The following is a 19,313-nucleotide window of genomic DNA, read 5'->3' as shown; positions in this document are numbered from 1 at the left end:
AACTAAAAAGTGTATTATTTAGTACGTTTCAAATATATTATAATAAACAAATAAAAACGACTAAATACAGCTATTTTCGATAAAATACATATTTTATTAACATTTAGAGCTTCACAAGCCTCAGATACAATGAAAAATACTACAAATTAAGTGTGATTTTCAAAAGGTATATTAAAAACAAAAAACCATCATAAACGGAAAAAGCACCTTTATAAAAAGGTGCTTTTTCACTTACTAACCAACCAAAAATATGATTTACACTTACTAGTTTAAAGTAACCACTCAATAAACTTTAACATAAATGTATTCGAATAACAAATAGCAATACCTATGCCAAAGTAAATCGTGTCATTTCCTTTTATGATACATTTAACAGAAAATAAAGCCTATTAATCGGTTAAAATCTCTCCTCCCCTTTGGTTTTTAAAAATTAATTATAAGATATTTGCGATTCACTAAATAAACCCATTCATGAAAAAACTATCTATATTTCTTTTATCCGTATTAATGCTTTCTTGTGGTGGAGAGCAAAACGATTTAACCGTAAAAACAAACATTAAAGGATTAAAAAAAGGAACAGTATATTTAAAGAAGATAGAAGATACAACTTTAGTAACGGTCGATTCTATAGTTGTAAATGGCAATTCAAGTTTTGAGTTACATAGTAAAATTGAATCTCCCGAAATGTTTTACTTAGACTTAGACAAAAATAGTACAGAACAAGACAGGATTGGCTTTTTTGCAGACCGTGGTGTTACAGAAATTAACACAACAGTTAAAAACTTTGTGCTTGATGCTAAAATTAAAGGCTCTGAACAACAAAAAATATTAGAAAAATACCAAGCGTTTATTACTAGATTAAACAACAGAAACCTTGATCGCATAAAAGAAAAGTTTGATGCACAAGTAGCCCAAGACACTATAAAAATTCAAGCCCTTGAAAAAGAAGAAAGAAGCGCACTAAAAAGACGCTATTTATATACAGTAAATTTTGCCATACAAAATAACGATAGCGAAGTGGCACCTTATTTAGCACTATCCGAAATTTATAATGCTCGCCTAAATTTATTAGATACCATTAATCAAGTTTTAACCCCTAAAGTTAAAGCTTCTAAATATGGTAAAGAACTTAATAGCTTTATCGAAAAAATTAAGGAAACGGAAAAAGAATAAATCTTTAAAGTTCCGCTTAAACAATAAACTAAACAGCTTTGCAATTGCAAGGCTGTTTTTGTTTAGATGAAGGATGTACAGCAATAGGAAAGCGCCAACCTGACAGAATTCTTAACTGTTAAAAATAGAAACAGTTCCTCCCTATCAATCTTCAGTATAGGTGTATTATTTAAATGCCAACAGTTATTTAGAATTTGCATAACAACCACGAAAATCGTAACATTACCATTGTAAAATCCCCCTTATGCACGACGACAAAAACATTTCTGAATTTAAAGCAGACACCCAGCATATCATAGAAAATAAAGCCTTAAATTTTACAGAAGCCTTAATTCCGGTGGGGATTTTAATGAGTTTTCTAGCCTATAACATCTTTTTTGCTGAAGGCGAAATGTTTGGAGAATATTCCAACCAAATCATTCTTTTAATTGGAGCTTTAGTGGCTGCAACTGTTGGCTTTTTTAACAAAGTGACTTACAACCGTATGCTTTTAGAAATTTGGGAGAATTTAAAAAGTGTTTTCATTCCCATTATGATATTATTTTTGGTAGGCGCACTTGCAGGCACCTGGCTTATAAGCGGTGTTATTCCTGCTATGGTTTATTATGGTCTACAGGTTTTAAGTCCCGAAATATTTTTACCAGCTTCAGTCGTTATTGCTGCAGTAATTTCTATTGCCACAGGAAGCTCTTGGACCACTTCGGCAACCGTTGGTATTGCGCTTGTAGGCATAGGCACTGCATTAGGCATTAACCCGGGAATGATAGCTGGCGCCGTAATTTCTGGCGCCTATTTTGGTGATAAAATGTCGCCTTTAAGCGATACCACAAATCTAGCTCCCGCTATGGCTGGCACCGATTTATTTACACACATTCGTTACATGGCCATTACCACCGTGCCTACAATCGTGCTTACATTAATTGTATTTGCTGTTTTAAGTGCGAGCATAGAAACATCAGGAAGTGCCGATGTGAGCAATTTATTAAACACTATAAATAACACTTTTAATATTACACCATGGTTATTTACCGTTCCTTTGGTCGTTATTGGATTAATTTTATTAAAAACAAAACCACTAATCGCATTAGGAGTTGGTGTTTTATTAGCTGCTGTTTTTGCTTTCGTTTTTCAGGCGGATATTTTAAATGGTTTGGGAGAATCTAAAATTAACAGCATTATAACGTCTATTTTAACCGATACTCAAATTACTACCGATAACGAAAAACTAAACGACCTTTTTGCTGCAGGCGGCATGAAAGGCATGTTATGGACCATCTTTTTAATTATTTGTGCCATGATTTTTGGCGGTGTTATGGATGGTATTGGTGCTTTAGCTAGAATTACAAAGGCTTTATTATCGGTCGCTTCATCTATTTTCGGATTATTTGCTAGTACCGTTATAAGTTGTTTGGGTTTAAATATTATTGCTTCCGATCAATATTTAGCAATTGTTATCCCTGGAAAAATGTTTAAAAAAGCGTTTGAAGACAAACAATTAGCGCCAGAAAACTTAAGTAGAACTTTAGAAGATTCTGGCACAGTAACTTCTGTTTTAATTCCTTGGAACACCTGCGGAGCCTACCAATCTGGCGTTTTAGGTGTTGGTGTTGGCGAATATTTTATCTATGCCATTTTCAATTGGCTTAGCCCTTTTACCACATTATTATTCGCAGCATTGAATATTAAAATCAGACAACTTAGCTCTAAATAACTGAAAACTATTCAGTTTAAAAATAACTATAACAAAAATCTATACGCTAATAAATTTTTAGGATTTCATTTTCCTAAATACTTTAAAATCTATGCTAAATTTGCATCAGAAATAAACAATAATTTAAATATAAAAATATGTCATTAGTAGGAAAAAAATTCCCAGATTTAAACGTAGACGCTATGAATGAAATGGGCGATACTTTTAAAGTAAACGTTCTTGAAGCAGCAAAAGATAACAAGAAAAAAGTTGTTCTTTTTTGGTACCCAAAAGACTTCACATTTGTTTGCCCTACGGAATTACACGCTTTCCAAGCAGCATTACCAGAATTTGAAAAACGTAACACAGTAGTTATTGGTGCATCTTGTGATACTCCAGAAGTACACTTTGCATGGTTAAGTACTCCAAAAGATAACGGTGGTATTGAAGGTGTTACTTATCCAATCCTTGCTGATAGCAACAGAAACCTTTCTAGCGTTTTAGGTATTTTAGATATTACAGAAGAAATTTACGACGAAGCTACAGGAACTGTACAAGTTGTAGGTGATAATGTAACTTACAGAGCGACTTATATTATTGATGAAGACGGTATTGTACAACACGAAAGTGTAAACAACATGCCATTAGGTAGAAATGTTGGAGAGTATATTCGTTTAGTTGATGCTTTAACTCACGTTCAAGAAAAAGGAGAAGTATGTCCTGCAAACTGGGAAGAAGGAAAAGAAGCTATGCAAGCTAACGCGAAAGGTACTGCTGCATATTTAGCAACTCACTAATAAAAACAAAAAGTTATGGTTCAAGAATTAGATAAAGATAATTTGGCTGAATTGGTTTCAAACAATAACATTGTAGTGGTACAATATGCTGCTACATGGTGCGGAAATTGCCGTATTATGAAACCTAAATTCAAAAAGTTAGCAACCGAAAACGAAAATGTTTCTTTTGTTATCGCTGATGCTGAAAAATTTCCAGAATCGAGAAAATTAGCAAATGTTGACAATTTACCAACTTTTGCCACTTTTAAAAACGGAACGTTTTTAGACCAAGTACAAACCAATAAATTTGAAGTTTTAAAAGATTTAGTAGATGAAGCTACCAGTAATTAAACATCTTACTCAATTTATTGAGGAGAACGACGAAGATTTCGTAATTGAAACCATCGAAACGTTGGAAGCTTTAACAGAACTACCTTCTTTAAAAGATGAAGAATTAGATGTTATTGGCGAACTTATTTCGAATATGTACGGCGCCGTAGAAGTGAACAAAATGATTAAAGATGGCACCCCTAAAAAAGAAGCTTTAAATGCTTTTATGAAGCGTGTCATGGGATCGATTGACACCTAGTTTTAGAGTAACCAAACTTTTATTTGAACCACAAAGCAGTCTAGAAAACTTTTCTAGACTGCTTTTTTTTGATGCTTCCTAAGGCATACTTTTTTTAACTCTCTACTGTTTCCTTCTTCTTTTATAGTTGATTTGGAAGCGACTTAAAAACGTATTATTCAATACTTGAAAAAAACAAATCACAAAAAAAGGAACAAGCATTTTACACTTATCCCTTTTTCTATTTTATTTTTAAACCGCTTTTATTTCAAATCGTAACGGTCTAAATCCATCACTTTAGACCATGCCGCAACAAAATCATGAACAAATTTTTCATGTCCGTCGTTTGCGCCATAAACTTCAGCAATAGCTCTAAGTTCAGAATTTGAACCAAAAATTAAATCTACACGTGTTCCTGTAAATTTTGCTTCACCCGTTTTTCTATCACTTCCAATAAACACAGAATCATCATCAGAAGACGCCTTCCAGGTATAATTAAAATCTAAAATATTAGAAAAGAAATCGTTTGTTAAACTTCCAACCTTATCAGTAAAAACACCGTGATTAGAACCATCAAAATTAGCCCCCAACACGCGCAATCCTCCTACAAGAACTGTTGTTTCGGGAACAGTAAGTGTTAATAAATTAGCTCTATCGATTAATAAATCTTCAGCAGACACTTTTAAGCCTGGCTTTAAATAATTTCTAAAACCATCTGCTTGTGGTTCTAAATAACCAAACGATTCTACATCTGTTTGCTCTTGAGTTGCATCTCCTCGACCACCATTAAAAGGTACTTTAACTGAATATCCTGCCTTTCTAGCAGCTTCTTCAACACCTAAACAACCGCCTAAAACAATTAAATCGGCTATAGAAACGTCACCTTTGTAATGCTTTTGAATCTCGCTATATACTTCTAATACTTTAGCCAATTCTTTAGGATTATTTGCAGCCCAATCTTTTTGAGGTTCTAATCGAATACGACCACCATTTGCGCCACCACGCATATCCGAACCTCTAAACGTTGAAGCCGAAGCCCATGCTGTTCTTACCAATTGAGAAACACTTAATCCTGAAGTTGAAATTAAATTCTCTAATGTTGCTATATCGTCTTCACTCAAGGTATAATCAACCGTTGGAATTGGGTCTTGCCACAGCAATTCTTCCTCAGGAAGTTCTGGACCTAAATAACGCGAAAGTGGCCCCATATCACGATGTGTTAACTTATACCAAGCGCGTGCAAAAGCATCTTCAAAAGCCTTATGATCTTTATGAAAACGTTTTGATATTTCTAAATAAGTTGGATCCATTTTAAGCGCCATATCAGCCGTAGTCATCATCAACTCTTGTTGTTTAGATGAATCGCCTGCCTGAGGAGCCTTTCTTGCTTTTGAAGCTTCAGTTGGTTTCCATTGATGCGCACCTGCTGGACTTTTTGTTAATTCCCAGTCGTAATTTAATAAGACATCAAAATAATCATGATCCCATTGTATTGGGTTTGGAGTCCAAGCCCCCTCTATACCACTTGAAATGGTATGGTCTGAAACTCCAGATTCAAAGCTGTTTTTCCAGCCTAAGCCCATATCCTCTATTGCAGCACCTCCAGGCTCTGCCCCTACATATTTTTCTGGGTTTTCGGCTCCATGTGCTTTCCCGAAAGTATGGCCTCCAGCAACAAGCGCTACAGTTTCTTCATCATTCATCGCCATTCTACCAAAGGTTTCTTTTATATCGATAGCAGAACCCAATGGATCTGGATGTCCATTCGGACCTTCAGGATTTACATAAATAAGCCCCATATGTGAAGCCCCTAATTGCCCTTCTAATTTCCCATCTGCATACCGTTCTTGGTTGCCTAGCCATTCTTGCTCAGATCCCCAATATATATCTTGTTCTGGTTCCCAAATATCTTCTCGTCCTCCAGAAAATCCAAAAGTTTTTAAACCCATAGATTCTAAGGCACAATTTCCTGCAAGAATGTACAAATCGGCCCAAGAAATATTCTTTCCGTATTTCTTTTTAATTGGCCATAATAGCAAACGGGCTTTATCTAAATTCACATTATCCGGCCAACTATTTAAAGGTGCAAATCGCTGGTTGCCTGTTGATGCGCCTCCGCGTCCATCGCCAACACGATAGGTTCCTGCACTATGCCAAGCCATTCTAATCATTAATGGTCCGTAATGACCGTAATCTGCTGGCCACCAATCTTGAGAGTTTTTCAATAAGTCGATAACTTCATGCTTCAGGTTTTTAAAATCGATACTTTTAAAAGCTTCAGCATAATTAAAATCGGCTCCCATTGGATTAGACTTTACAGCGTTTTGTCTTAAAATATTTAATTTTAACTCATTAGGCCACCAATCACGATTTCCTGTACCGCTACCAGCTGTTACTTTTTGAGTTCCTCCCGAAAACGGGCATTTTCCTGTGCTTTCATTTGAAGCATATGAATTTTGATTTCCTTCCATTTTTTCTGATTTTAAAAGGTTGACATTCCTACAAATTTACCAAAAAAGTCGTCTAAAAAGTTCACAAACAAATGTTAATAAAGGCTTTAATCATCAACAAAATCAATAGAAAATTAAAATGTTATAGAAAAATCAAATTCTTATATGGGTTCGCTTTTATTTTCATAATTTTATCTAAATTTTTAAAATTAAAAAAATGGCCACAGTAACATTAAAAGGAAACAAAATAAATACCTCTGGAAATTTACCAGAAGTTGGAACAAAAGCTCCAGATTTCACATTAACAGGAACCGACCTATCTTCTAAAAGCTTAAGCGATTTTGCAGGAAGCAAAGTAGTTTTAAACATATTCCCAAGTGTAGACACTGGCACTTGTGCACAATCTGTAAGAACCTTCAATAAAGAAGCAAGTAATCTAGAAAACACAAAAGTACTTTGTATTTCTCACGATTTACCATTTGCCCAAGGTCGTTTTTGTGGTGCTGAAGGCTTAGAAAATGTTGTTAGTTTATCTGATTATAAAGATGGTAGCTTCGGAAAAGCATACGGTTTAAACTTTGTTGACGGCCCGTTAGAAGCTTTACACTCGCGTTGCATAGTTGTGTTAGATGAAAATGGTATTGTAAAGCACACCGAACAAGTTAGCGAAACCGTTAACGAGCCAGATTATAAAGCAGCCATAGCAGCGCTATAGTATGCCTAAAAAAGAATCAATTTTAGTAAATCGTATAAAAAGTGTAGGGTTCGCCTTTAAAGGTGCGTTTTTATTAATTAAAACAGAATCGAGCATAAAATTTCAGTTCATTATCGCATTAATCGTTACTGCTGCTGGATTTTTTTTCAACATTTCGGCTAACGAATGGCTAGCACAAATGCTTGCTATTGGTTTAGTTATGAGTCTAGAAGGCATGAATACTGCGGTTGAAGAAATGGCAAATTTTGTGCACCCTGAACGACACCCTAAAATTGGTTTAATTAAAGATATTGCGGCAGGGGCTGTTTTTATAGCCTCTGTTTTTGCTAGTCTTGTTGGTTTTATTATCTATCTTCCAAAGATTTTTTAAAATACTATTACCTCTAGGATAAACGTTAGTAATTTGTATTTTTGTTGCTTTGTGAAATCAATTTAATGAAGCACCAATTTTTGTATTTCAACTTGAATCAACAACTCATTAATGGCTAAAAGCAAACCCAAAACTAAAAAAGCACCTAGAAAAAAAATTAAAATGCCTAGTTTTAAGTTATCTAGCCAGCAAAAACTGGTATTAGGTAGCTTTTTGGTAATTTTAGGTTTCCTTATTTTTATTGCCTTTATTTCACATTTATTTACTGGAAAAATCGACCAAAGTGCCTTATCTGAATTTGCTTCAAGACAAGTAAAAACAGAAAATTGGTTAAGCAAATCTGGCGCCTGGATAAGCGATTTACTCATTCAACGTGGTTTCGGACTCGCATCCTTTATATTCTCGGGCTTAATATGCCTTTCAGGCGTTTTCGTCTTAATGAATTTAACCATGTCCAAGCTTCGTAAACATTGGTTTTGGGGCACTTTTATTGTGATTTGGATTTCGGTACTTTTTGGATTCTTCGGAAATAAAAATGACATGCTAGGCGGCACCATTGGTTTTGAAGTAAACAGTTATTTACAAGATTATATTGGCAAAACAGGCACCATACTTTTACTTGTTTTCGGACTAATTACCTATTTAGCCATTCGTTTTAAAGTTACTTTTGAAAGTATTATTAGATTCTTTAAATCGGCCAAAAAGGACATTAAAGATGAACTTTCTAATATTAAAGGTGATGAAGAACCAATCGCACCTATAGACAATAGCTTTTCTGAAGAAGCCGAAGCCATAAAATCGGCTTACGAAATTGCTTTAGAAAATAACGATCCTGAACCGCAACCCAAAGCGCAACCAAAAACCGAATCTGCTCCTTTGGAGGTTAAAGTATCTACACCCGACCCTGAAGATGATGAAGAGGATCCTGAATTAGAAATTAAGGTTGAAGAAGTTAAAGAAGAACTATCAGAATCTGATAATTTAGCTAATAAATTAGTGGAAGATTTTGGGCAATTCGACCCCACACTTGAACTTGCTAAATTCCAATTCCCAACCCTCGATTTATTAAAAAAATACGATACCGAAGGCATTAAAATAAATCAGGAAGAATTAGAAGAAAATAAAAACAGAATTGTTGATACTTTAAACAATTACAAAATTGGAATTGCGAGTATAAAAGCCACCATTGGACCAACAGTTACGCTGTATGAAATTGTTCCTGAAGCTGGTGTTCGAATTTCAAAAATTAAAAATTTAGAAGATGATATTGCCTTGTCGCTTTCAGCACTTGGTATTCGTATTATCGCACCAATTCCAGGAAAAGGTACCATTGGTATCGAGGTTCCTAATAAAGATTCTACTATTGTATCTATGCGCTCGGTAATAGCATCGAAGAAGTTTCAAAGTTCAGACATGCAGCTTCCTATCGCCTTAGGAAAAACCATTAGCAACGAAACTTTTGTAGTCGATTTAGCTAAAATGCCTCACTTACTTATGGCAGGAGCAACGGGTCAAGGTAAATCGGTTGGATTAAACGCCGTATTAACTTCGCTACTTTATAAAAAGCATCCTGCAGAAGTAAAGTTTGTTTTGGTCGATCCTAAAAAGGTTGAATTAACGCTATTTAATAAAATTGAACGTCATTATTTAGCTAAACTTCCTGATAGTGAAGACGCGATAATAACAGATAACGCCAAAGTAATCAATACATTAAATTCACTTTGTATTGAAATGGACAACCGTTACGAACTGCTTAAAAATGCTTTGTGTAGAAACATTGCAGAGTATAACGTTAAGTTTAAAGCACGAAAACTAAACCCAAATGATGGGCATCAGTTTTTACCATACATTGTTTTGGTGGTTGATGAGTTTGCCGATTTAATTATGACGGCTGGTAAAGAAGTTGAAACCCCAATAGCCCGTTTAGCACAGTTAGCCCGTGCCATTGGTATTCACTTAATTATTGCAACCCAGCGTCCTTCGGTTAACGTTATTACGGGTATTATAAAAGCGAATTTCCCTGCTAGAATTGCATTTCGAGTAACCTCAAAAATAGATTCTCGCACCATTTTAGATGGTTCTGGAGCCGACCAACTTATTGGTCGTGGTGATATGCTTTACACACAAGGTAACGATTTAATTCGTGTACAATGTGCGTTTGTAGACACGCCAGAAGTTGAAAAAATAACCGAATTTATCGGGTCACAAAAAGCCTACCCAGACGCCTACATGTTACCAGAATATGTAGGTGAAGAAAGTGGCACAAGTCTTGATATAGATATCTCCGACAGAGATAAATTGTTTAAAGATGCTGCCGTTGTTATTGTAACAGCACAACAAGGTTCGGCATCATTATTACAACGAAAACTTAAATTAGGATATAACAGAGCTGGAAGAATTATCGATCAACTAGAAGCTGCTGGCATTGTAGGTCCGTTTGAAGGCAGTAAAGCCCGACAAGTTCTAATTACCGATTTAATAGCTCTAGATCAACATTTAGAAAACGAAATATAATTTTAATTCCAATGAAAAAACTCATTACTATAGTATTAATTACACTTTCCTTTCATGCTTTTGGGCAAAACGATGCTAAAGAGTTATTAAACCAAGTTTCCGAAAAAATAAAGAGCTACGACAATATTAATTTAGAGTTTAAATATACTTTAGAAAATGTTTCTGAAAACATCAAACAAGAAACCAAAGGCGATGTTATTTTACAAGGTGAAAAGTACCGTTTAAATATTCTTGGGGTTACACGTTTATTTGATGGTGAAAAATTATACAGCATAAGCAATGAAGATGAAGAAGTGACCATCTCTAAACAATTAGAAGAAGACAGCGATGCCATTACACCTAGTAAAATGCTTTCTTTTTATGAAGATGGCTATACTTACCAAATGGATATAAAACAAGACATTAAAGGTCGAAAAATTCAATATGTAAAATTAACACCTATTGATTCTAATTCTGAAATAAAAAACATCCTTTTAGGTATTGATGCGCAAACGAAACACATTTATAATTTAATCCAAATTGGAGAAAACGGAACAAAAACAACACTTACTGTAAATTCATTCCATACGAATGAGCAATTACCAAAAAACGTGTTTACCTTTGACGCTGCAAAATATAAAGATTATTACATCAATAATCTTGACTAAGCTTAAATAGTGAAAATTCTAGACCGTTACATACTAACCACCTACTTAAAAACCTTCATCAGTGTATTTTTAATACTCATGATGATTTTTATATTACAAACTATTTGGCTATACATCAAAGAGTTAGCCGGAAAAGATTTAGACATAATGGTTATCGTGAAGTTTTTGCTTTACTTTATGCCAAAGCTAATTCCACTAGTTATTCCGCTTACCATTCTGTTAGCATCCATTATGGTTTTTGGTAGTTTTGCCGAAAATTACGAATTCGCAGCCATGAAATCGACAGGGATTTCTTTGCAACGCGCTATGTCTGGTTTAAGTATTTTTATTGTTGGTTTAGGTATTGTTACTTTTTTCTTTGCAAACAATGTAATTCCCTGGGCAGAATTTAATTCCTTCAATTTAAGACGAAATATAGCCAAATTAAAACCTGCCATGTTATTAGCTGAAGGGCAGTTTAATGAAATTGGCACCTACAACATTAAATTTGATAAAAAAAGTGGTGAACGCGATCAGTTTTTAGAAAACGTTACCATTCATTTAAAAGGTAACGACGGCAGAACAAATGCTACCGTTATAAAAGCAAAATTAGGCGAACTTACCAGTGAAAAAGATTCGAATGTTTTAAAACTTATTTTAACTGAGGGACATTACTACAGCGATGTTTCAACCAAAACACATAAAGCTCAAAGTAAAAAGCCTTTTGCTAAAAGTGCTTTTGATAAAAAGGTTATGAATATTGATTTGTCACAATTCAACAATGTCGATTTTGATGAAAAATCGCAGACCGACAAATACAACATGCTAGATATCCCTGGGCTTAATAAAGCGATTGATTCTTTAGTTAATAAAAGCAAAACAGATCATGCTGCTTTTACAAACAATCTGTACCAGCGTTCTGGATTTAATCGATTTAACCCGCCTAAAACTATAGAAAAAGACTCATTATATACAGGAGAAGTTCTCGATATTTTCGATACCAAAGGCAAAATTCAATTGGTAGAAAATGCCACAAAAAACCTAGTTAATTCTAAACAAGCCATAACAACTAAAGAAAGCTCCCTTAAAATTTCTAAAACATGGTTTAACAAGCATATTATTTCTTTGCATGAAAAATTCGCTTTAGGCTTTGCTTGTATTATCTTATTTTTCGTAGGGGCACCTCTTGGGGCTTTAATCCGTAAGGGAGGCATCGGACTTCCAATGGTTATTGCCATACTCTTGTTTTTAACCTATCATTTTATAGGGATATTCACAACAAACAGTGCTAAAAGTGGCGGCGTAAACCCTGTTTTAGCTAGTTGGTTTTCAACGCTAATTATGTTGCCTTTAGGAATATTTTTAACTAAAAGAGCGACTGCAGACAGAGGTCTATTTGAAAGTGAAGGAATTTTAGAACCATTAAAAAAATTATTTGGTATTAAAATAATTCCGACCGAAAAGGATCTTTCTACTTTTGATGTTAATAGTGAAGCTTACACTACATTAACAACGTACGATCAAGCCAAGCTTATCGACATTATTAAAAACTACAAACATTTTAGCGGTCACGATATAAAGTACAAAAATACTGCATTAGCCATTCTAAATTCGAGAGGCATTACCAAACAGCAACTTAAATTTTCTGGCGAATATTCCGATGAAAAATTTGATGAATCGCTACGTCTAAAAGAAACCTGCGACGAAGATTCTAAACTAGCTCTAATATTATATATATGCTCTATACCGTTTATTGTTATTGGTAAAGTTTTAGAAAACAACAAATTTGAACTTACCGGAAAAATTTTATTTATAACAGGTGTTGCTATTGGACTTATTTATATTATTGGTTTAGGGCGTTCATTTATAAGTTTTTCAAACTTTAAAAAGCACGTCAAAAAAGAAGTCTTACTAAACTCTGTTTTATATATTGCTGTTGGTCTTCCGTTGTTTTTCATTGTTTATGTAGTTCAAAAGAAAATGCTTAAACAAGATTTAGTTGAAGATGATATTGAACCGCCATTAGTAGAAGTTACTAAACAGAGTAGTGAAGTTGCAATTAAATTACAAAACATAGCTAAAAACTACAAAGACCACGCTAGATATGCCATGGTTTTATACAGTATTGGTATAATTTTAGTGATTTTACACTTTGTGTTTAAAAATAACAAACTCCCTTCCTTAGCTTCAACAGCTTCAGAATTAAGTTTCATACTTCTAACCTTGTTTGTTATTTACTTTATAAAATCGATTTTAAATTTCTTAAAATTTTATAAACAACTGGATGAAAAAATCAATTCTATAAAATTATTTTTCATCTTTATAAGTCTTCCGCTCTACCCTATTTCGTTTATTATTTCAAACAATAAATTAAAAAAAGACTTGAAGTTAAATTGTTTATAATATTTAAAATAAGCAATATCTTTGCACCATGATATTAGATCCTATGACACAAGATACAACAACACCTAAATTTGAACTTAACACCATTCATTCAGCTATTGAAGATATTAGAAATGGAAAAGTAATAATTGTTGTTGATGATGCTAACCGTGAAAATGAAGGCGACTTTTTAGCTGCTGCAGATAAAATTACCCCAGAAATTATAAATTTTATGGCTACTCAAGGTAGAGGGCTTATTTGTGCACCACTTACCGAGAACCGTTGTAAAGAACTTGATTTAACCATGATGGTTAGTAATAATACCGACCATATGGAAACTGCTTTTACGGTTTCAGTCGACTTAAAAGGTAAAGGTGTTACCACAGGAATTTCGGCTGCCGATAGAGCTTTAACTGTTAAAGCATTAGTGAATGATGACACCAAGCCTTTCGATTTGGCTAGACCTGGTCATATTTTCCCTTTAGTAGCGAAAGAAGGTGGTGTGTTAAGACGTACAGGCCACACCGAAGCTGCTATAGATTTCGCAAGATTAGCAGGATTAAAACCAGCTGGTGTGATTGTAGAAATCATGAATGAAGACGGCACCATGGCTAGACTTCCTCAACTTATGGAAGTAGCAAAAAAACATGACATAAAAATTGTTTCTATTGAAGATTTGGTTGCTTACCGTATGCAACACGATTCTTTAATTGAGAAAAAAGAAGATTTTCAACTAGAAACACGTTTTGGTAGTTTCAGATTAAGAGCTTACAAGCAAACTACGAATAACCAAATTCATATCGCTTTAACAAAAGGGACATGGAAAGCTAACGAGCCTGTTTTAACTCGAATAAACTCAACACTTGTTAATAATGATATTTTAGGTACTTTAACCAATAAGGCCGACGACGACTTAAACGCGATGTTTAAAGTAATAACAAAAGCCGGAAAAGGCGCTATTATTTTCATCAATCAAGAAGCGCAATCTATGGATATTCTAAAAAGATTATCATTCTTAAAGGATAACCAAAAAGAGAACGACGTAACTAAAGCTCCAAAGATTAAAATGGATGACCGCGATTTTGGTATTGGTGCGCAAATTCTACACGATTTAAACATACATCATTTACGTTTAATTTCTAATTCTCAGCAACACAGCAAGCGCGTAGGTTTGATTGGCTATGGTTTAGAAATAATAGATTATGTATCGTATTAATTTCAATACTTTTAGAGAATAAAATTCTACTTATTATAAAATGTAAAGCCTGAATAACTTAGTTGTTCAGGCTTTTTTTATTTAAATGCTCCTGTTTTAATTGAAACTTCCAAAAAGTAAATTTTTATTCTCTGACCAGTTTGTGATATTTCATAATAAGAAAGAGACAATTTTTTTAAAGCTATATACAAATACAGTAATACAGAAAAAACTTTATTTAAAGGATTCTTAAACTTCATAATTGAATTTAAACACAAGTGTTTAAAAAATTTATTTTCAATTACATATTTATATTTAATGAAATAATGAGTAACTTCAATCTTTAAAAATTAATTAATCTGTAGTATTATGAAATGGCAAGGTAGAAGACGAAGCTCTAATGTTGAAGACCGTAGAGGTCAAGGCGGTAGTCAAAGATCAAGATTTGGTGGTGTTGGCGGTTTTAATCCGATGTTATTAGCACCATTAATTAAGCTCCTATTTTCTAAAGTAGGTTTAATAATTGTAGGCCTCTTTTTGGTGGTTACCTTTTTAACAGGTAATAATCCGCTAACCATTATTAGTCAGTTTTTTACAGGAGGTCCTGTACAAACGGAAACTTCTGCGCCTTATCAGGGTACCGAAAAAGAAAATGAATTAGCCGAATTTAGTGCTACCATTTTAGCAAATACCGAAGATGTTTGGAACTCGCTCTTAGACAATTACCGCAACCCAACCTTAGTACTTTTTACAGGTTCGGTTTCCTCGGCTTGCGGTACAGCTTCTAGTGCTACGGGGCCTTTTTATTGCCCAGGAGATGAAAAACTATACCTTGACTTAAGCTTTTTTAATGATATGGAGCGCCAATTAAATGCGCCTGGTGATTTTGCTCAAGCATACGTTATCGCCCATGAAGTTGGTCATCATATTCAAAAAATAATGGGTATTACAGCTAAAATGGACCAATTAAGAGGTCAGATGAGCCAAACAGAATACAATAAATACTCTGTTAGGTTAGAACTTCAAGCCGATTTTCTAGCAGGCGTTTGGGCAAACCACTCTCAGGAAATGACACAAATGATGGAAACAGGTGATTTAAATGAAGCTTTAAACGCTGCAAATGCCATTGGCGACGACCGTTTACAGAAAAACTCAACAGGTAGAGTTGTACCTGATTCGTTTACTCATGGTACATCAGAGCAACGTATGCGATGGTTTAAAAAAGGATTCGACACTGGCGATATTTCGCAAGGCGATACTTTTAATGCTAATCCGCTTTAAATACTTTATTTGTTAATTAACGAAGTCAATACTTTTATTCTTTTTCCATTTGAGAACCAATAAAAGGTATTCTTGGTGCTAAAAAGTAACCTGTTAAACTTGCAAATAGAATTGGGATAAAATGCCCGAAACCTGTTAATGTAGCCAGTAAAATAGTTGTACTCATAGGCGTTCTAGTCACACATGCATTTATGGCTGCCATACAACTAACAATCGCTAAAGTCAGATTTATTGCAGGAAAAAGTTGCTTTAAAATTAAGCCTAATGTAGCTCCAACAAAAAACAAAGGAATTATAAATCCGCCACGCCAACCTGAAGTAACCGTTATAGAAATCGCTAAAATTTTAAAAATTAAAATCGCAAATAACAGGCTTAAGGAAAAATTGTTCGCTAAAAGTTCGTTAATCTCATGATGTCCAAAGTATCGTGTGATAGGAAGGTAAAATGCTATAACACCAAGCAGGATACCACCTATTAATGTTTTTATATAAATGGGAAGCGGTTTGATCTCGAAAATAGATTTTAAAAATTTAGTGCAAAAAATAAAACCCCAGCCGCACGCCGCACCAACTATTGCAAATAAGACTGCATAACCAAAATCAAAAACTCCAGAATATTCATAAGCAGATAAATCCCAAGTTGGCCCAAGTCCTAAATGAATAATTATCGCAAATACTAAGTAACTAAAGCAACTTGCTACAAATGCTGGAATTATGGCTTGATAATATTCAACAGCATGTTTATGGTGAAGTATTTCTAAGGAAAATAAACTACCGCCTAATGGCGCACCAAATAACGCTGTAAAACCAGAGGCCATTCCAGCAATACTAAGCGACCTTAATGCTTCGCCTTTTAGTCTGAATAATTTACCAATCCAAGTCCCCGTAGATCCCGTTACTTGAACTAAAGGAGCTTCTGGACCAAGACTTCCTCCCGATGCCACACACAATAAAGAAGAAAGAATCATTGAAGGATTATTTTTAGGATCCAGTTTGCCTTTATTAAAACGGATATTATTAACAATTAAATGAATCTCCCCAGGATCGCCAATAAAGTGAATAATCAACCCGGCAAGGAGACCGCAAGTTCCCATTAAAGGAATAACATGCCAACCTTCAAAAAAGGCTAATTTATGCGTTAAAAATTCGAGTCCAATCCAATAAATTCCGGCTATCAGTCCACCTAATAATCCTAGAAAAGCCCAGAGTATAAAATTTCTGCTAAATACAAAAGGGTTAAATCGGATAGGTTGGTCTAATATATTTAAGTAAGTTACTAGTTTTCTTTTTTGTTTTAACTTCACTTTCAAACATTTTTTTTAACTGATTCACACGGGATTGATTGTCATATTTATCAATAAAAAAACAACAAAAAAGTAGCTATCAGAATTGCTGTAAAAGTAATCAATTTCCATAAAAAAAGAAGCTGTTCAAATCATAGCTAAAGACTATAAAAAGATAGAATTCCTAACATTTCACAAGAAAATAAAACAATCGAAAATCTATTTCTTTTAATCCTTCAAAAGCTAAAAAGGTTCTAAAAATAGTAAATACATTTCTGTCGTAATTTCTTCATACTTTTACTATCTTAGTTCTGTAATACGAGAATTTAAACAGATTTAGAGTATTAAGAAATTAGAACCTCTCAGAAAATAAAATATTAAATGGCTAAAAACTTATGAAAAAACATAAAAAACTATCTGAATTAGCTTCTACTGCTATTTGTGGAAACGACATCAGTTCATCCGTATTATATGTTTCGGCTTTAGCCATAGCATTCGCTGGTCAATATGCATGGATTACCCTCCTAATAGTTTCTTTAGTACTTTTTCTTTTTAGAAAAATATACGGCGAAGTTGTTGGCGCTTTACCATTAAATGGTGGTGCCTACAACGCTTTACTTAATACAACCAGCAAGTCTGTAGCATCATTTGCGGCCACCTTAACACTGCTCTCCTATATGGCTACGGCTGTTATTTCAGCTAACGAAGCCATACATTATTTGCACCATTTAATTCCAGCCATTCCAATAATTATTGCAACTATAGTTTTATTAAGTTTTTTTGGTTTACTTACTATAGGCGGCGTTTCAGAATCGGCTAAAGTAGCCATTGGCATCTTTCTTTTTCATTTAGGATCCTTTATATTATTAAGTGGTTTTATCATCTTTTTCTTAATTAATAACGGATTTGGTTTATTTTTTGAAAACTGGGAATTACCAACCACAGGAGGAAGCATTACTAATGCTATTTTTTTAGGGTTTGCAGCATCTATGTTAGGGGTTTCTGGGTTTGAAAGCTCGGCAAATTTTGTTGAAGAACAGCAAAAAGGCGTATTTCCAAAAACACTTAAAAACATGTGGATTGTTGTAAGTGTTATTAACCCGCTAACAGCCATATTTGCATTGGCTTTATTTACATTACCCGTATTGCAAAGCGATGCCTATCAAAATACCCTTTTAATAGAAATGGCTTCTTATGTTGGAGGTGATTGGTTGGCTATTGTAATAGGAATTGATGCCTTTTTAGTACTAAGTGGAGCTGTTTTAACCAGTTTTGTAGGTGTTTCTGGTTTATTAGAACGCATGGCTCTAGATAGAATTTTACCGCAATACTTTTTGAAAAAAAACAAACGCGGTAGTTCCTATCGCATCATATTAATTTTCTTAGTTTTAACTATTTCGGTACTATTAATTACTGAAGGTAATGTAAAACTTTTAGCTGGTGTTTATACCATTTCTTTCCTATCGGTAATGGCATTATTTGGCATTGGAAATATTCTTTTAAAAGTAAGAAGAAACCGTTTACCTCGACCAGAAAAAGCCAGTTGGGGCGCTATATTATTTGCTATTTTCGCCGTACTTCTCGCTTTAGTAGGAAATTTAATAATGAAGCCTGCTGAAGGCGTTCCTAGTAATTTATCGGTGTTTCTAGAATACTTCATCCCTTCAATCATATTTATTTTAGTGATGTTAAACAGAACGGTGTTATTAAAATTCTTATTGAAATTAATACATTCTGTTTTTGATCCGTTTAGAAATATGGTGTTTAAAACAGACAAAAAAATACTATCTATAATTCACGATATAAACTCTCAAGAATTCGTTTATTTTACAAAAAATGATGATGTTGCTACTTTAAATAAAGTCATGCTTTACATTCAAAAAAATGAACATACTAAGAAGATAAAGGTCGTAACAGCGACTAAAGATGGTAATTTGGTTACTGATCAATTTAGAAATGATATTCAAGTTGTTGATAGAGAATACCCTTCAATTTGTATTGAATTTATAGAATTAGACGAAAAATTTGGTCCAGAGCTCATTACCAAATTATCTCAAGAGTGGAAAATACCAGTCAATTTTATGTTTATTAGTTCTCCTGGAGATCATTTCTCATATAAAATTGAAGAATTAGGTGGTCTGCGGTTAATTATTTAAATAAAAACGGGTCAATCTCAAAAGTTGTGGAGCATCTAAAAAAGCAAGACCTTTGAATAAAAATTTTTAATGCCATCAGATTCATTATTAGCCATAGCCAATTTATTACTTCCAGAAATACTTATTAAGTATTTT

The 19,313-nt window shown here is 33.9% G+C and carries 15 protein-coding genes; 13 read left to right on the top strand and 2 right to left on the bottom strand.

The genetic code is table 11. The annotated features are described in order from the left end of the window. Positions 1 to 471: 471 nt before the first annotated feature. The 5 genes from H6X70_RS13950 to H6X70_RS13930 all read left to right on the top strand — a co-directional run bounded on the left by H6X70_RS13950 (position 472) and on the right by H6X70_RS13930 (position 4,228). Entirely contained in the window at positions 472 to 1,173 is a 702-nt protein-coding gene (locus tag H6X70_RS13950) for a DUF4369 domain-containing protein (protein WP_194768308.1), read from the top strand. A 244-nt stretch (positions 1,174 to 1,417) separates the two neighbouring features. After that, positions 1,418 to 2,884, top strand: coding sequence for a Na+/H+ antiporter NhaC (nhaC, locus tag H6X70_RS13945; RefSeq protein ID WP_194768307.1), 1,467 nt, complete (start codon positions 1,418 to 1,420; stop codon positions 2,882 to 2,884). Positions 2,885 to 3,021: 137 nt separating this feature from the next. After that, positions 3,022 to 3,660: a peroxiredoxin gene (locus tag H6X70_RS13940; protein WP_194768306.1), complete on the top strand. Its 639-nt coding sequence runs from the start codon at positions 3,022 to 3,024 to the stop codon at positions 3,658 to 3,660. Between the two features lie 15 nt (positions 3,661 to 3,675). Further along, entirely contained in the window at positions 3,676 to 3,990 is a 315-nt protein-coding gene (locus H6X70_RS13935) for a thioredoxin family protein (protein ID WP_194768305.1), read from the top strand. Further along, positions 3,971 to 4,228, top strand: a complete 258-nt coding sequence (locus tag H6X70_RS13930) for a DUF6952 family protein (RefSeq protein ID WP_194768304.1) — start codon at positions 3,971 to 3,973, stop codon at positions 4,226 to 4,228. Before H6X70_RS13935 ends, H6X70_RS13930 begins: the two co-directional genes overlap by 20 nt. Before the next feature lie 242 nt (positions 4,229 to 4,470). Here H6X70_RS13930 and katG read toward each other — a convergent pair whose 3' ends face one another. Continuing rightward, positions 4,471 to 6,678 (bottom strand): catalase/peroxidase HPI, encoded by a 2,208-nt coding sequence (katG, locus tag H6X70_RS13925; protein WP_194768303.1) that lies wholly within the window; start codon positions 6,676 to 6,678, stop codon positions 4,471 to 4,473. Between the two features lie 196 nt (positions 6,679 to 6,874). On the opposite strand from katG, the gene tpx reads away from it, so the two are divergent. The 7 genes from tpx (at position 6,875) to H6X70_RS13890 (ending at position 15,740) form a co-directional block, all read left to right on the top strand. Beyond that, the gene (gene tpx, locus H6X70_RS13920) at positions 6,875 to 7,372 is read left to right on the top strand and encodes a thiol peroxidase (protein ID WP_194768302.1); all 498 of its coding nucleotides are present in this window, start codon (positions 6,875 to 6,877) and stop codon (positions 7,370 to 7,372) included. A 1-nt stretch (position 7,373) separates the two neighbouring features. After that, on the top strand, positions 7,374 to 7,742 hold the full coding sequence (locus H6X70_RS13915) for a diacylglycerol kinase family protein (RefSeq protein ID WP_194768301.1): 369 nt from the start codon (positions 7,374 to 7,376) through the stop codon (positions 7,740 to 7,742). Positions 7,743 to 7,853: 111 nt separating this feature from the next. Beyond that, positions 7,854 to 10,256 carry an FtsK/SpoIIIE family DNA translocase gene (locus H6X70_RS13910; RefSeq protein ID WP_194768300.1) on the top strand — a complete coding sequence of 801 codons (2,403 nt, stop codon included), beginning with the start codon at positions 7,854 to 7,856 and terminating at the stop codon, positions 10,254 to 10,256. Between the two features lie 11 nt (positions 10,257 to 10,267). Beyond that, the gene (locus H6X70_RS13905) at positions 10,268 to 10,903 is read left to right on the top strand and encodes a LolA family protein (RefSeq protein WP_194768299.1); all 636 of its coding nucleotides are present in this window, start codon (positions 10,268 to 10,270) and stop codon (positions 10,901 to 10,903) included. Between the two features lie 9 nt (positions 10,904 to 10,912). After that, positions 10,913 to 13,285, top strand: coding sequence for an LptF/LptG family permease (locus H6X70_RS16955; protein ID WP_317171474.1), 2,373 nt, complete (start codon positions 10,913 to 10,915; stop codon positions 13,283 to 13,285). 28 nt (positions 13,286 to 13,313) lie between these two features. Continuing rightward, entirely contained in the window at positions 13,314 to 14,480 is a 1,167-nt protein-coding gene (gene ribB / locus H6X70_RS13895; RefSeq protein ID WP_410529885.1) for a 3,4-dihydroxy-2-butanone-4-phosphate synthase, read from the top strand. Between the two features lie 348 nt (positions 14,481 to 14,828). Beyond that, positions 14,829 to 15,740, top strand: coding sequence for a neutral zinc metallopeptidase (locus H6X70_RS13890; protein ID WP_194768298.1), 912 nt, complete (start codon positions 14,829 to 14,831; stop codon positions 15,738 to 15,740). Between the two features lie 34 nt (positions 15,741 to 15,774). On the opposite strand, the gene H6X70_RS13885 is transcribed toward H6X70_RS13890, so the two are convergent. After that, positions 15,775 to 17,043 carry a chloride channel protein gene (locus H6X70_RS13885; protein ID WP_194768297.1) on the bottom strand — a complete coding sequence of 423 codons (1,269 nt, stop codon included), beginning with the start codon at positions 17,041 to 17,043 and terminating at the stop codon, positions 15,775 to 15,777. Between the two features lie 374 nt (positions 17,044 to 17,417). On the opposite strand from H6X70_RS13885, the gene H6X70_RS13880 reads away from it, so the two are divergent. After that, a complete protein-coding gene (locus tag H6X70_RS13880; RefSeq protein WP_194768296.1) occupies positions 17,418 to 19,178 on the top strand; it encodes an APC family permease in 1,761 nt (586 codons plus the stop codon). Positions 19,179 to 19,313 lie beyond the last annotated feature (135 nt).

The sequence above is a fragment of the Tamlana sp. I1 genome (assembly GCF_015355625.1).
Taxonomy (GTDB): Bacteria; Bacteroidota; Bacteroidia; order Flavobacteriales; family Flavobacteriaceae; genus Pseudotamlana.
The sequence above is the reverse complement of the archived record's forward strand: the minus strand, read 5'-3'. Positions and strand labels throughout refer to the sequence as shown.

What these genes read in the sequence shown, in the direction of transcription:
- ribB (WP_410529885.1), top strand. Translation starts at nt 13,314, where the DNA reads ATGATATTAGATCCTATGACACAAGATACAACAACACCTAAATTTGAA.
- H6X70_RS13905 (WP_194768299.1), top strand. Translation starts at nt 10,268, where the DNA reads ATGAAAAAACTCATTACTATAGTATTAATTACACTTTCCTTTCATGCT.
- H6X70_RS13890 (WP_194768298.1), top strand. Translation starts at nt 14,829, where the DNA reads ATGAAATGGCAAGGTAGAAGACGAAGCTCTAATGTTGAAGACCGTAGA.
- H6X70_RS13910 (WP_194768300.1), top strand. Translation starts at nt 7,854, where the DNA reads ATGGCTAAAAGCAAACCCAAAACTAAAAAAGCACCTAGAAAAAAAATT.
- H6X70_RS13950 (WP_194768308.1), top strand. Translation starts at nt 472, where the DNA reads ATGAAAAAACTATCTATATTTCTTTTATCCGTATTAATGCTTTCTTGT.
- tpx (WP_194768302.1), top strand. Translation starts at nt 6,875, where the DNA reads ATGGCCACAGTAACATTAAAAGGAAACAAAATAAATACCTCTGGAAAT.
- H6X70_RS13930 (WP_194768304.1), top strand. Translation starts at nt 3,971, where the DNA reads ATGAAGCTACCAGTAATTAAACATCTTACTCAATTTATTGAGGAGAAC.
- katG (WP_194768303.1), bottom strand. Translation starts at nt 6,678, where the DNA reads ATGGAAGGAAATCAAAATTCATATGCTTCAAATGAAAGCACAGGAAAA.
- H6X70_RS13940 (WP_194768306.1), top strand. Translation starts at nt 3,022, where the DNA reads ATGTCATTAGTAGGAAAAAAATTCCCAGATTTAAACGTAGACGCTATG.
- H6X70_RS13880 (WP_194768296.1), top strand. Translation starts at nt 17,418, where the DNA reads ATGAAAAAACATAAAAAACTATCTGAATTAGCTTCTACTGCTATTTGT.
- nhaC (WP_194768307.1), top strand. Translation starts at nt 1,418, where the DNA reads ATGCACGACGACAAAAACATTTCTGAATTTAAAGCAGACACCCAGCAT.
- H6X70_RS13915 (WP_194768301.1), top strand. Translation starts at nt 7,374, where the DNA reads ATGCCTAAAAAAGAATCAATTTTAGTAAATCGTATAAAAAGTGTAGGG.
- H6X70_RS13935 (WP_194768305.1), top strand. Translation starts at nt 3,676, where the DNA reads ATGGTTCAAGAATTAGATAAAGATAATTTGGCTGAATTGGTTTCAAAC.